The sequence below is a fragment of the Tropicibacter oceani genome (assembly GCF_029958925.1).
Classification (GTDB): Bacteria; Pseudomonadota; Alphaproteobacteria; order Rhodobacterales; family Rhodobacteraceae; genus Pacificoceanicola; species Pacificoceanicola oceani.
The window spans coordinates 1,931,743-1,944,022 of the sequence record NZ_CP124616.1 but is presented as its reverse complement, the minus strand read 5'-3'; the positions used below and the strand labels follow the sequence as shown (position 1 = coordinate 1,944,022).

The window sequence follows — 12,280 nt, the reverse complement described above, 5'->3', positions numbered from 1 at the left end:
AGGCAAGACCGGTCCGGGCCGCCAATCGCGGCCCGCGCCCCGTTTTGGTCGCTTTCGATTCAAATCCAAGGGGCTAAATCCTTCGCGCGGCGGGTGCGGCGCGATACAGTGATCTCGTGCAATGCAGGAGGTCGGGATGACCAGTGAATTGACCATTGCCCTTGCCGTTCTGTTCGGTGGCTCGCTTTTTGTTGCGGGGGTCAGCCGGGTTGCGCCGCTGACCTCTTGGGAAACGCCCCGGGAGATCAAGGAAAGCCCGGAATTGTCCGGTTTTGGCAGTGACGGCGGCTATGGCCACTGCCGCGCCCAGTTGCCGGGCGTCGATTGCGCCTGCTTTTCGCAAAAGGCCAGCCAGATCCTGGCCGAAACCAACGAACGCGCCCTGGGCTGGAGCTATGCGGACCGTTGGGACCTGGCGCGCACGCAGGCCACTGCGGCCTGTTCCTAGGCGTTTTGCAGGCGCCGCGCCTCTTGCCCGGCAAGGCGGATGAGGTCCTGCATATAGGGTTTTTCCAGGTCTTCGGTTCGCGTGGCGGCGTAAAGGCGGCGGGTCAGGCCATCCTTGGTCAGCGGCCGGGTGATATAGTCTGAGCTGTATTTCACCTCGCGCACGACCCAGTCGGGCAGCACGGAAACCCCGCGGTTCGAGGCGACGAGCAGCAGGATCACCGCCGTCAGTTCAACCTGCCGGATCGCGGCCGGTTCGACCTTGGCCGGGGTCAGAAGCTGGTTGAAGATATCCAGCCGCGAGCGGTCCACCGGATAGGTGATCAGCGTCTGACCGCGAAAATCCTCGGCATCGATATAGGGTTTTTCGGCCAAGGGATGCGACGAGGCCGCAACAAAGACCGGGCTGTAGTCGAACAGCGGGCTGAAGGTGACGCCGGCCAGATCCTCGGGGTCAGAGGAAATCACCACGTCCACGTCTTCCTTCATCAGCGCGGGCAGCGCGTCAAAGGCCAGGCCGGGGCGAATGTCGACATCGACGTCGGGCCAGGATTTGCGAAAGGCTTCGAGCACCGGGAACAGCCATTCGAAACAGGCGTGGCATTCGATGGCGATATGCAGCCGACCCGATTTGCCGCTGCGCAGCCCCATGAACTCTTCTTGCAGGGCTTCGACCTGCGGCAGGACCTGTTCGGCCAGCCGCAGCAGGCGCATTCCGGCAGCAGACAGACGCATGGGTTTGGAGCGGCGGATGAACAGCTCGATCCCGGCCTGATCCTCCAACCCCTTGATCTGGTGGGACAAGGCCGATTGCGTGATGTTCAGTTGATCGGCGGCCTTGGCCAGCCCGCCACAGTCGTGGATGGCCTTGATCGTGCGCAGGTGGCGAAATTCGATATGCATGGTCAAGCTCATAAAGATGATGAGATTTATGAATTTGTCTCACATTACGGGATGTGCAACAAGGGGACAACGCTAACGAGGTACAGCAAAATGATCCGTCCCGAAGTTTCCTTTGAGTTCTTCCCGCCCCGCAACATCGAGGCAACCTTTCGCCTGTGGGACACGGTTCAGGTTCTGTCGCCGCTGGACCCGCGCTTTGTTTCCGTCACCTATGGCGCCGGTGGCACCACCCGTGATCTGACCCGCGACGCGGTTGCCGCCCTGCACAAGCATTCGGGCCTGCGCACCGCCGCGCATCTGACCTGCGTCAACGCCACCCGCGAAGAAACCCTTGGGATTGCTCGCGATTTCGCCGCTGCCGGTGTCACCGACATCGTCGCGCTGCGCGGCGATCCGCCCAAGGGATCGACGGGTTTCGAGGCGCACAAGGACGGTTTTGCCAATTCTGTCGAACTGATCGAGGCGCTGGCCGAGACCGGTGATTTCACCATCCGCGTCGGCGCCTATCCTGACCGCCACCCCGAAGCCTCCAGCCAGCAGGCCGATATCGACTGGCTCAAGCGCAAGATCGACGCCGGCGCAACCGAGGCGCTGACCCAGTTCTTTTTCGAGGCCGAAACCTTTTTCCGGTTCCGCGATGCCTGCGTAAAGGCCGGGATCGACGCGCCCATCATTCCCGGCATCCTGCCGATCGAAAACTGGACCGGCGCGCGCCGCTTTGCCCAGAACTGCGGCACCCACATCCCCGCCTGGGTCGACGACGCCTTTGACAAGGCGCAGCGTGATGGCCGCGAGGACCTGCTGGCCACCGCCATCTGCACCGAGCTGTGCAGCGATCTGATCGAAGGCGGCGTGGACAGCCTGCATTTCTACACGCTGAACCGCCCGGAACTGACCCGCGATGTCTGCTTTGCCCTGGGCGTCACGCCCGCGGTCAAGCTGGAGCATGTGGCCTGAGGCCCGTCAGTAGGCCCGCGGCATCAGCCCGGACTGGAACCAGCTGACAAGACTGACCATCGAAAAACACGGCAGCCCGGTGGCTGCCGTGATATCCGCCGCATAGGGGCACATGTTGGTGCATTCCAGCACGAAAGCCCCCAGATCGGGATGCGCCTTTTGCAGCGCCCTGGCCGCATCGACATTGTCCTGACGCGCCAGATCGACGTTCAACTGATATTCATTGCCCAGAATCGCGCGGGTGAATTCGCGCCCGCCCTCGGTTGTGCCGATGGGCGTGCCTTCGGGCACCCGCGCGCCCGCCAGATGCGCCGGCGTCAGGGTCGAGGCGGAGATCGTCAGCACTCCCGCCCGTTTGCCATGCGGCAACAGCCGGTTGACCATGTCGACCTGACACAGGGACGAAGTCACGACAGGAACCGGCAGCGCCTTGGACAGTTCATCCTGGAACAGCGACAGGAACCCGCAGTTCGTGGTGACCCCGTCCACCCCGTCCGCCACCAGATCGTGCGCCGCGTCGATGAAGGCGGGCAACATCCCCTGCGCCCCGCCCCGCACCACCCGGTCGGGCGAGGCATCGCGCACCACGCGGTAAAGCACCGGGAAATCCCATGTTCCCGCATTGCCCATATCGCCGGGAATGCGCGGGAACCGGGCGTCCAGCATCAAAATGCCCACCGCCGCGCCGTAGATCGATTTGCCGCCGCGCGCGATCCTGCCTTCGTTGCCCATGCCAACCTCTCTTGCAATGTGGCGCCATTCCCCCGCACTGTGCCTGCGAAGGCGCTGCGCGCATAGGGGGTAAAGATGACGGACAGCAATCAGATGAACGGCGCCGAGGCGATGGTCCGCATGCTCGAGGCGCAGGGCGTGACGCATATCTTTGGCCTGTGCGGCGACACCACCCTGCCGTTTTATGACGCCATGCTGCAGCTGGATCACGGTATCACCCATGTGCTGACCCGCGATGAACGCTGCGCCGCCTACATGGCCGATGGCTATGCCCGTGTGACGGGCCGTGTGGGCGTTTGCGAGGGGCCATCGGGGGGCGGCGCGACCTATATCCTGCCGGGGCTGATCGAAGCCAACGAAAGCTCCTATGCGGTGCTGGCGATCACCACCGATATTTCGGTCGGCTCCTACGGGAAATTCCCCCTGACCGAGGTCGACCAAGAGGCGCTGATGCGCCCGCTGACCAAGTACAACACCGTGATCAAACAGGCGGCGCATATCCCGCGCATGGTGCGCGCGGCGTTTCGGGCGATGACCTCGGGGCGGTCGGGGGCGGCGCATCTGGGGCTGCCCTATGACATCCAGTACGATCCGGTCGAGGTTTCGGACATTTGGGGGGACGCCAGTTTCGCCAGCTACCCGGCGCACCCGACAGGGCCAGAGGCGGCGCAGGTCAAGGCGGCGGTTGACGCGATCCTTTCGGCGAAAAAACCGCTGATCGTCTGCGGCGGCGGAGTGATCATCGCGGGCGGCTGCGACGGGCTGGCGCGGCTGGCGCAGCGGCTGGACATCGCGGTGGCCACCTCGATTTCCGGCAAGGGGTCACTGTCGGACGATCATCGCCAAAGCCTGGGCGTGGTGGGATCGAACGGCGGGACGGACGAGACATGGGAAATGATGCAAGAGGCCGATCTTGTCGTCTTCATGGGCTGCCGGGCCGGATCAACCACCACCTCGCGTTGGAGCGCGCCGAAACCCGGCACCCGCGTAGTGCATTTCGACAATGACCCGATGACCATCGGTGCCAACTACCCGACCGAGGTCGGCGTGGTGGGCGATCTGCGGTTGTCGCTGGACATGGTGAATGCCGTGCTGGACGGGATGGACGGGCATCCGGGCTTTGGCGGGGCGGCGCGTGTGGCGGACATCAAGGCGCGCAAATTTGCACGGTTTGCCCAGCTTGCAGCCAGCACCGAAACCCCGATCCGCCCCGAGCGGATCATCGACACGCTAAACCGGCTGCTGCCGGAAAACTCGGTCGTGGTCAGCGATCCCGGCACCACCTGCCCCTATTACAACGCCTACGGTCACCGCCCGCAGGCCGGGCGGCATTACATCACCAACCGCGCGCACGGGGCGCTTGGCTATGCCATCGGTGCCGCTATCGGGGCCTGGTTCGGGCGCCCCGAGGCAACCGTGGTGGCGATGATGGGCGACGGATCGTTCGGGTTCAGCTGCGGCGAGTTGGAGACCGCGGCGCGCTATAACGTGCCGGTGACCTTCATCGTGCTGTCCAACGCCAGTTTCGGCTGGATCAAGGCCAGCCAGAAGGACGACAAGGGCGGGCGCTATTACAACGTCGACTTTGGCCGCACCGACAATGCCAAGGTGGCCGAGGGCTTTGGCGTCAAGTCCTGGACTGTCTCGGACCCCGCCGACCTGGACCGCGTGATGGCCGAGGCGCTGGCGCATGACGGGCCGACCATGATCGACGTGATCACGCAACCGCTGGAGCAAAGCGCCGCCCCGGTCATGCGGTGGATGGGGTGATATCCCGGACCGCGCATCTGCGCGGCAAAGCCTGCGGGGCAGGGTTTGGGTTTTTCACGGGCGGAGCCCCGGGCCAGAACCGGATTGCAGGAGTGATGGCAATTCCAACCGTCGTCCTGGTGTGGGATGTTGCAGCGAGGGGCGCTGCCCCTCGCGCTCCCCGGGATATTTTGGGCACAAAGAAACCCGGTAGGGTGGGTCAGGTCAGATCGGGCTCTAGCACCGCGATGGCCGCCAGTTCCTGCAGCAGCAGGTCGAGAAAGGCCTGCCCCACAGCTGACAGCGGCCGCGCGCGCGAGGTGATCACGCACATGTCCATCAGGATGCGCGGCCGGAACGGGCGCGAGACAAAGCCGCCGCCCGCGTCGTATTCCAGCGCGAAAGGGTCCAGCAGGGCGACGCCCATCCCCTCTTTGACAAAGCTGAGCAGGTTGCGGAACAGGTGGGAATGCACCCTTGCGTGCAGCAGGGCACCGGCGGCCTGAAACGCCTCGCGGGTGCGGCGGTGGGTCATGTGTTCGGGGCCCATGACGATGAAGGGCTCATTGTCCAGCAGCTGCGGGGTCAGCACGTCGTGTCGGGCCAGCGCGTGGCCTTCGGGCAGGGCCAGCCGGGTTTCGAAATAGAACGGGTGGACGGTAAAGGCGTCCTGGATCAGGGGCCGTTCGCAGATGCCGATTTCGAACAGGCCCGAGGCGACCCATTCCTGGATCTTCGTCGAGTATTGCGACTGAAAGGAAATCGCCAGGTCGGGGCGTTCGCGGGCAAAACGCGCGATCAGGCGCGGCATGAAGCCAAAGGAAATCGAGTGCTGCGAGGCGACCTGCAACTGCCCGGCCTGTTTGTTCTGCAGATCGCTGACCGCCTGAGCGACGTGATCAAGGCCGCGCACCACGGTTTCGACCTCGCGGAACAGGATCTCGGCCTCGGGGGTGGGAATCAGGCGGCCGCGCTGGCGATCGAACAGGCGAAAGCGGACCTCGCGTTCGAGCTGGGCCAGCAGGTTCGACAGACCGGGCTGCGAGATGCCCAATTGCGCGGCGGCGCCGGTGACGGTGCCGGTTTCAATGATGGCGTGAAAGGCCTGAAGCTGGCGAAAACGCAAAGGCATGGGAGATGCATAAGTTCAAGTGATGGAGAACGCAATTCTTAGTATTTGAAATGATGGATGGCCCGCTGCAAGGTTGAGCGTGGAAATGGGGGATGCATGGGCGATCTGGATCAAAAGATCATCGCGATGGACCTGTGGCCGCTGGTTTTGCCGGTGGTGTCGCGGCGCGATCATGGCATCGGGTCGGTCGCCGGCAGCGTCGAGGTGATCGTGCTGCGCCTGCGCGCCGAGGGCGGCGCGGCGGGTTGGGGTGAAGCCAGCCCCTGGGTGGTTTTCACCGGCTCGCCTGAGGCCAGTTTTGCCGCGCTGGATCGTTATCTGCGCCCGCTTGTGATCGGTCGGAGGATTGCCGACCGGGCCGCGATCATGGCCGATGCCGCGCGCGCCGTCGCCCATTGCCCCGAGGCGAAGGCTGCCCTCGACACTGCCCTTCTGGACCTGACCGGGCGGATTTCGGGCCTGCCGGTCTGGGCCTTGCTGGGCGGGTTGGCACAGGGGCGGTTGCCGCTGTCGGTGTCCATCGCCAATCCGGAATTCGAGGCCGACATCGCCCTGATGGCGCGGTTGCAGGCCGATGGTGTGGGGCTGATCAAGCTCAAGGCCGGGTTTGCCGGGCATGCCTTTGACATCATGCGGCTGGAACGGATCGCGCAGGATTTCCCGGATTTCCGGGTGCGGGTCGATTTCAACCAGGGCCTGCCCCCCGACGAGGCCGAGCGCCGCGTGCGCGATGTGGCCGGCTTTGGCCCCGAGTTCATCGAACAGCCCGTGGCCGCGCATCATTTCGGCCTGATGGCGCGGCTGCGCGATCAGATCCCCTGCCCCCTTCTGGCCGATGAATCGGTCTTTGGCCCCGAGGACATGGCCCGCGCCGCGCGCGAGGGGATTTGCGACGGGGTGTCGGTCAAGATCATGAAGGCGGGGTCGCTGGCCCGGGCGCAGGCGGTGGCGCGCATGGCCGCCGCCCATGGGCTGAGCGCCTATGGCGGCGACATGTTCGAAACCGGGCTGGCGCATCTGGCGGGCGCGCACATGATTGCCGCGACGCCCGAAATCACCCTTGGCTGCGAATTCTACCAGGCGCGCTATTACCTGCAGGACGACCTGCTGGAAACGCCCTTTCCCGTTGAGGGCGGCCATGTCATCGTTCCCGAAGGGCCGGGGCTGGGCATCGCGCCGGACCTGGACAAACTGAGCCATTTCAAAAGCATGAGGGCCGCATGAGCGCCACAGCCAAAACCATTGCCATCATCGGCGCGGGCATCGTCGGGGTGTCCACAGCGATCTGGCTGCAACGCGACGGCCACAGGGTGATCCTGATCGACCGGCTGGACCCGGGCGAAGGCGCAAGCCATGGCAATGGCGGCGTGCTGGCCAGTTGCTCGGTCGTGCCGGTGCCGGTGCCCGGACTGCTGAAGAAAGCGCCGCGGATGTTGCTGGACCCCGGCCAACCGCTGTTCCTGAAGTGGGGCTACCTGCCCCGGCTGGCCCCCTGGCTGATCAAGTACCTGCGCCATGCCAATGCCGATGACGCCCGCCGCACCGCGCAGGCGATGACGCCGATCATCGGCGACAGCCTGGCCGATCATCAGGCGCTGAGCGCGGGCACCGGGGCCGAGGGCTATGTGGTCCCGTCGGACTACGTCTATCTGTACAAGGACCGCGCCGCCTATGAGGCGGACAGTTTCGGCTGGGGCATTCGCCGCGATCAGGGGTTCACCTGGGACGAGATGTCGGGCGACGACTGGCGCGCCTATGATCCGGCTTTTTCCGACCAGATCGGCTTTGCCGCGCGCTTTGGCAACCACGGGCGGATCACCGACCCCGGCGCCTATGTCAAGGCGCTGGCCCGCCACGTGCAGGCGCAGGGCGGACAGGTCATCAAGGCCGAGGCGACGGGCCTTGTGCGGGACGGCGGGCGCGTGACCGGGGTGCGCGCCGGGGGCGAGGTGATCGCCTGCGACGCGGCGGTTCTGGCCATGGGCGCCTGGTCGAAAAAGCTGTCTGACATGCTGGGGCTGGATGTGCCGCTGGAAAGCGAGCGCGGCTATCACCTGGAGTTGTGGGAGCCGTCAGTCATGCCAAAGGCGCCGGTCATGGTGGCCAGCGGCAAATTCGTCGCAACGCCCATGGACGGGCGGTTGCGGCTGGCCGGGATCGTGGAATTCGGCGGACTGACGGCGGCTCCGTCGAAAGCGCCGTTCGATCTGCTGCGCAACAACATCAGGGCGGCCATGCCCGGCCTGACCTGGAAACGCGAGGTCGAATGGATGGGGCACCGCCCTGCCCCGTCCGATTCGATCCCGCTGATCGGCGAGGTGCCGGGCGCCAGCGGTGCCTGGCTGGGCTTTGGCCACCACCACGTCGGGCTGACCGGCGGGCCGAAAACCGGGCGCCTGCTGGCGCAATTGATCACCGGGCGCACCCCCAATGTTGACGTGACCCCCTATTCTCCGTCACGCTTCGCAAAGAGTGCATAAGAAAGCCCCGGAACAACCGGGGATCACATTTCAACCAACCAACAGGGAAGTGAAACAATGAAGAACCTGACCAAATTCCTGGCCGCAACGGCCCTGACCTGCGCCGCAGCCACAGCCGCCAGCGCCGACAAATGGGACATGCCGCTGGCCTATTCGGCCACCAACTTTCATTCCGAGAACGCCGCGCAATTCGCCGCCTGCGTCACCGAAAAGACCGGCGGCGCGACGGAAATCGTCACGCACCCCTCGGGGTCACTGTTCGCGGGCAACGACATCAAGCGCGCCGTGCAGACCGGGCAGGCCCCGATCGGCGAGCGTCTGATTTCCGCCCATGAAAACGAAAACCCGCTGTTCGGCGTCGACAGCATCCCCTTCCTTGCGACCTCGTTCGACGATCACGAAAAGCTGTGGGAAGTCGCCGGGCCGAAGATCGCCGAAGTGCTGGCCGATCAGAACCTGGTCTATCTCTATTCCGTGGCCTGGCCGCCGCAGGGGCTGTATTTCAAGAAGCCCATTGAATCCGTGGCCGACATGAAGGGCATCAAGTTCCGCAGCTATTCCACCGCCACCGCCCGCATGGCCGAGCTGACCGGCATGCTGCCGGTGCAGGTCGAGGCGGCGGAACTGTCCCAGGCGCTGGCCACCGGCGTGGCGGAATCCTTCATTTCCTCCGGTGCGACGGGCTATGACCGCAAGGTATGGGAACACCTGACCCACTTCTACGAAGTCGACGCCTGGCTGCCGCGCAACATCATCTTTGCCAACAAGGATGCCTGGGACGCGCTGGACGACGCAGGCAAGGCGGCGATGACCGACTGCGCCGCCGAGGCCAAGACCCGCGGCCTGCAAATGTCCAAGGACTATACCCAGTTCACCCTGAACGGGCTGAAAGAGGGCGGCATGGAAGTCGGCCGCGCCGGCGATGCGCTGGTCGATGAACTGAAAGCAATCGGCGAGACCATGACCGCCGAGTGGCTGGAAAACGCGGGCGACGAGGGCAAGGCCATCGTCGATGCCTACAAGGCCATGCAATAAGCACGAATAGAGTTTTCGCCGAAAATTCTGTTCACCCCCGGCGCGTGCAATGCGCCGGGGCCCCTTCCCGCTTTCACTTCGGAAAAGAGGCCCGACATGGCTCAGCTGCGCCGCATGCTTGATGCGCTCTATCTTACCGGGGGCGTGATTGCCGCCATCTTTACCGTGCTCATCCTGTTGATCATCGTCGCCCAGATGGTGGCGCGCTGGACCGGACAGGTCTTTCCCGGGGCTACCGATTACGCGGGCTACTGCATGGCGGGCGCGTCCTTTTTCGCCTTTGCCTATGCGTTGAACCACGGCACGCATATCCGCGTCAGCCTGGCGCTGAACGCCATGGGAAAATACCGCCGCTGGGGCGAAACCTTTTGCTTTGCCATCGGCGCCGTCACCACCACCTTTCTTGCCCGCTATGCCATCAAGGTCACGCAGGAAAGCCACAAGTTCCGCGATGTCAGCCAGGGCCAGGACGCGACCCCGCTGTGGATTCCGCAGGTGCTGATGGCGGTGGGCGCGGTGCTTTTGGCCATCGCCTTCTGGGACAACCTCATTCGCCTTTTGGCCACCGGCACCACGAACGTCCGCGAGGACCTCGTCGATCAGTCTCACGCGGAGTAGACCCATGGAACAATTTGCACCGATCCTGATCTTCTTGTTCGTGCTCTTCGCGCTGCTTGGCAGCGGTGTCTGGGTCGGCCTTGCGCTGATGGGTGTCGCCTGGGTGGGGATGGAGTTGTTCACCGTCCGCCCCGCGGGCGATGCCATGATCACCGTTGTCTGGCGATCCTCGTCCAGCTGGACGCTGACCGCCCTGCCCCTGTTCATCTGGATGGGTGAAATCCTGTACCGAACGCGATTGTCCGAGGACATGTTTCGCGGCCTGTCCCCCTGGATGGCGCGCCTGCCGGGCGGGTTGGTGCATACCAATATCGTCGGCTGCACGGTCTTTGCGGCCGTGTCGGGGTCCAGCGCCGCGACGCTGACCACGGTCGGGAAAATGTCGATCCCGGAACTGCGCAAGCGCAATTACCCCGAACCCATGGTCATCGGCACGCTGGCCGGGGCCGCCACCCTTGGCCTGATGATCCCGCCCAGCCTGACCCTCATCGTCTACGGCGTGACCATCAACGAAAGCATCACCAAGCTGTTCTTTGCCGGCATCCTGCCCGGCCTTGTTCTGGCGCTGATGTTCATGGCTTACGTGGCGGTCTACTCGGTCGCCTCCAAGTCCTGGCAGCCCACCCCCGAACCGCCGATGAGCTTCATGGAAAAGGTCCAGAACTCGCGCTTTTTAATCCCCGTGATGCTGCTGATCGTCGTGGTGATCGGGTCCATGTACATGGGGTTCGCCACCGCGACCGAAGCGGCGGCCTTTGGCGTGATCGGCGCGCTGGTTCTGGCCATGACCCAAGGGTCGCTGTCCTGGTCGACCTTTTCGCAAAGCCTGATGGGCGCAGTGCGCACCAGCGCGATGATCGCCCTGATCCTGTCGGGCGCGGCCTTCTTGTCGCTGTCGATGGGCTTTACCGGGTTGCCGCGCGGCCTTGCCGACCTGATCGCCAGTTGGGAGCTGTCGCGCTTCGAGCTGCTGATGGCGCTGCTGGTCTTCTACATCATCCTTGGCTGTTTCCTTGACGGGATATCCTCGGTCGTTTTGACCATGGCCGTGGTCGAACCGATGATCCGCGAGGCCGGCATCGACCTGATCTGGTTCGGCATCTTCATCGTGGTGGTCGTGGAAATGGCGCAGATCACCCCGCCGATCGGCTTCAACCTGTTCGTGCTTCAGGGCATGACCGAACACCAGATGGGCTTTATCGCCAAGGCGGCGATCCCGATGTTCCTGATCATGGTGGTCATGGTCTTCGTGCTGATCGCCTTTCCGGAACTGGCCACATGGCTGCCCGATAACATCCGGCAAAGACCGACGTGACCGACCCGCTCAGGCTGGCCGCACGGCACGGCCAATGGGTTCTGATCGCAGGGCTGGTCCTCGGGCTGGCCCTGCCCTCGTTTGCCGGACTGCTCAGACCGCATCTGCCAATGATGGTCGTCGGGTTGCTGTTCGTGTCGCTGCTGCGCATGCCGCCCTCGGCCCTGCTGGGGTCCTTGCCGCAACTGCCGCGCGTGTCGCTGACCGCGCTGGTGCTGCAACTGGCCCTGCCGCTGCTGGTAATCGCGGCCGCCCGCGCCACCGGCACCGCCACCACCGCCGTCGCCCTGTCGCTGACGCTGGTCGCCGCCGCGCCCTCGATCGTTGGCAGCCCGAACATCGTGATGATCATGGGCGGCCGACCCGACCACGCCCTGCGCCTGATGGTGGCGGGCACGGTGCTGCTGCCGTTGACGGTGCTGCCGGTCTTTGCCTTGTCGCCCCTGCTGGACGACGCTGGCCAGGTGGCCACCGCGGCCCTGCGCCTCTTGGGCACCATCGTGCTGACCGGGGCCGCCGCCATGGCCACCCGGCGCCTGCTGTTCCCCCGCCCCTCGCCCATGACCGAGGACCGCCTGCAAGGCGCCTCGGCCCTGGCCCTGTCGCTTTTCGTGATCGCCCTGATGCCTGCGGTGGCGGTCCTGGCACAGACCTCGACCAGCCAACTGGTCTTCTGGATCGCCGTGGCCTTTGCGGTCAACTTCGGCGCGCAGATCGTGACCCGGCGCCTGACCCGCAGCCAGCCGCGCGACACATCCCTGTCCCTGTCCCTGATCGCCGGGAACCGCAACATCGCGCTGTTCCTCGTCTCGCTGCCGCCCGAAACAACGGCCCAGATCCTGCCCTTTGTCGGCTGCTATCAACTGCCCATGTACCTGACCCCGCTGCTGATGCGGCGCCTCTATTGTTAAC

The 12,280-nt window shown here is 64.7% G+C and carries 12 protein-coding genes; 9 read left to right on the top strand and 3 right to left on the bottom strand.

Features of this window, described 5'->3' with window-relative positions:
• Positions 1-136 precede the first annotated feature (136 nt).
• Positions 137-448 (top strand): hypothetical protein, encoded by a 312-nt coding sequence (locus QF118_RS09390; RefSeq protein WP_282302363.1) that lies wholly within the window; start codon positions 137-139, stop codon positions 446-448.
• Here the strand turns inward: QF118_RS09390 and QF118_RS09385 are convergent.
• The gene (locus tag QF118_RS09385) at positions 445-1,350 is read right to left on the bottom strand and encodes a LysR family transcriptional regulator (protein WP_282302362.1); all 906 of its coding nucleotides are present in this window, start codon (positions 1,348-1,350) and stop codon (positions 445-447) included. The genes QF118_RS09390 and QF118_RS09385 overlap by 4 nt on opposite strands.
• A gap of 90 nt (positions 1,351-1,440) precedes the next feature.
• On the opposite strand from QF118_RS09385, the gene metF reads away from it, so the two are divergent.
• Positions 1,441-2,307 (top strand): methylenetetrahydrofolate reductase [NAD(P)H], encoded by an 867-nt coding sequence (gene metF, locus QF118_RS09380; RefSeq protein ID WP_282302361.1) that lies wholly within the window; start codon positions 1,441-1,443, stop codon positions 2,305-2,307.
• A 6-nt stretch (positions 2,308-2,313) separates the two neighbouring features.
• Here metF and QF118_RS09375 read toward each other — a convergent pair whose 3' ends face one another.
• On the bottom strand, positions 2,314-3,039 hold the full coding sequence (locus QF118_RS09375; RefSeq protein WP_282302360.1) for an aspartate/glutamate racemase family protein: 726 nt from the start codon (positions 3,037-3,039) through the stop codon (positions 2,314-2,316).
• A 75-nt stretch (positions 3,040-3,114) separates the two neighbouring features.
• Here QF118_RS09375 and QF118_RS09370 point away from each other — a divergent pair, with 75 nt between their 5' ends.
• On the top strand, positions 3,115-4,809 hold the full coding sequence (locus tag QF118_RS09370; protein WP_282302359.1) for a thiamine pyrophosphate-binding protein: 1,695 nt from the start codon (positions 3,115-3,117) through the stop codon (positions 4,807-4,809).
• 199 nt (positions 4,810-5,008) lie between these two features.
• Here the strand turns inward: QF118_RS09370 and QF118_RS09365 are convergent, their stop codons facing one another.
• A complete protein-coding gene (locus QF118_RS09365; RefSeq protein WP_282302358.1) occupies positions 5,009-5,920 on the bottom strand; it encodes a LysR family transcriptional regulator in 912 nt (303 codons plus the stop codon).
• Between the two features lie 96 nt (positions 5,921-6,016).
• Here QF118_RS09365 and QF118_RS09360 point away from each other — a divergent pair, with 96 nt between their 5' ends.
• The 6 genes from QF118_RS09360 to QF118_RS09335 all read left to right on the top strand — a co-directional run bounded on the left by QF118_RS09360 (position 6,017) and on the right by QF118_RS09335 (position 12,279).
• The gene (locus tag QF118_RS09360) at positions 6,017-7,144 is read left to right on the top strand and encodes an enolase C-terminal domain-like protein (RefSeq protein ID WP_282302357.1); all 1,128 of its coding nucleotides are present in this window, start codon (positions 6,017-6,019) and stop codon (positions 7,142-7,144) included.
• Entirely contained in the window at positions 7,141-8,400 is a 1,260-nt protein-coding gene (locus QF118_RS09355) for an NAD(P)/FAD-dependent oxidoreductase (RefSeq protein WP_282302356.1), read from the top strand. The genes QF118_RS09360 and QF118_RS09355 overlap by 4 nt, the downstream gene beginning before the upstream one ends.
• Before the next feature lie 57 nt (positions 8,401-8,457).
• Positions 8,458-9,435 (top strand): TRAP transporter substrate-binding protein, encoded by a 978-nt coding sequence (locus tag QF118_RS09350; protein ID WP_282302355.1) that lies wholly within the window; start codon positions 8,458-8,460, stop codon positions 9,433-9,435.
• Positions 9,436-9,531: 96 nt separating this feature from the next.
• Entirely contained in the window at positions 9,532-10,053 is a 522-nt protein-coding gene (locus tag QF118_RS09345) for a TRAP transporter small permease (RefSeq protein WP_282302354.1), read from the top strand.
• Between the two features lie 4 nt (positions 10,054-10,057).
• Positions 10,058-11,368 (top strand): TRAP transporter large permease, encoded by a 1,311-nt coding sequence (locus QF118_RS09340; protein WP_282302353.1) that lies wholly within the window; start codon positions 10,058-10,060, stop codon positions 11,366-11,368.
• Positions 11,365-12,279: a hypothetical protein gene (locus QF118_RS09335; RefSeq protein ID WP_282302352.1), complete on the top strand. Its 915-nt coding sequence runs from the start codon at positions 11,365-11,367 to the stop codon at positions 12,277-12,279. The genes QF118_RS09340 and QF118_RS09335 overlap by 4 nt, the downstream gene beginning before the upstream one ends.
• The last annotated feature ends 1 nt before the right edge of the window (position 12,280 follow it).

Coding starts and splice junctions, on each gene's coding strand:
- QF118_RS09390 (WP_282302363.1), top strand. CDS start 137: ATGACCAGTGAATTGACCATTGCCCTTGCCGTTCTGTTCGGTGGCTCG.
- QF118_RS09385 (WP_282302362.1), bottom strand. CDS start 1,350: ATGCATATCGAATTTCGCCACCTGCGCACGATCAAGGCCATCCACGAC.
- metF (WP_282302361.1), top strand. CDS start 1,441: ATGATCCGTCCCGAAGTTTCCTTTGAGTTCTTCCCGCCCCGCAACATC.
- QF118_RS09375 (WP_282302360.1), bottom strand. CDS start 3,039: ATGGGCAACGAAGGCAGGATCGCGCGCGGCGGCAAATCGATCTACGGC.
- QF118_RS09370 (WP_282302359.1), top strand. CDS start 3,115: ATGACGGACAGCAATCAGATGAACGGCGCCGAGGCGATGGTCCGCATG.
- QF118_RS09365 (WP_282302358.1), bottom strand. CDS start 5,920: ATGCCTTTGCGTTTTCGCCAGCTTCAGGCCTTTCACGCCATCATTGAA.
- QF118_RS09360 (WP_282302357.1), top strand. CDS start 6,017: ATGGGCGATCTGGATCAAAAGATCATCGCGATGGACCTGTGGCCGCTG.
- QF118_RS09355 (WP_282302356.1), top strand. CDS start 7,141: ATGAGCGCCACAGCCAAAACCATTGCCATCATCGGCGCGGGCATCGTC.
- QF118_RS09350 (WP_282302355.1), top strand. CDS start 8,458: ATGAAGAACCTGACCAAATTCCTGGCCGCAACGGCCCTGACCTGCGCC.
- QF118_RS09345 (WP_282302354.1), top strand. CDS start 9,532: ATGGCTCAGCTGCGCCGCATGCTTGATGCGCTCTATCTTACCGGGGGC.
- QF118_RS09340 (WP_282302353.1), top strand. CDS start 10,058: ATGGAACAATTTGCACCGATCCTGATCTTCTTGTTCGTGCTCTTCGCG.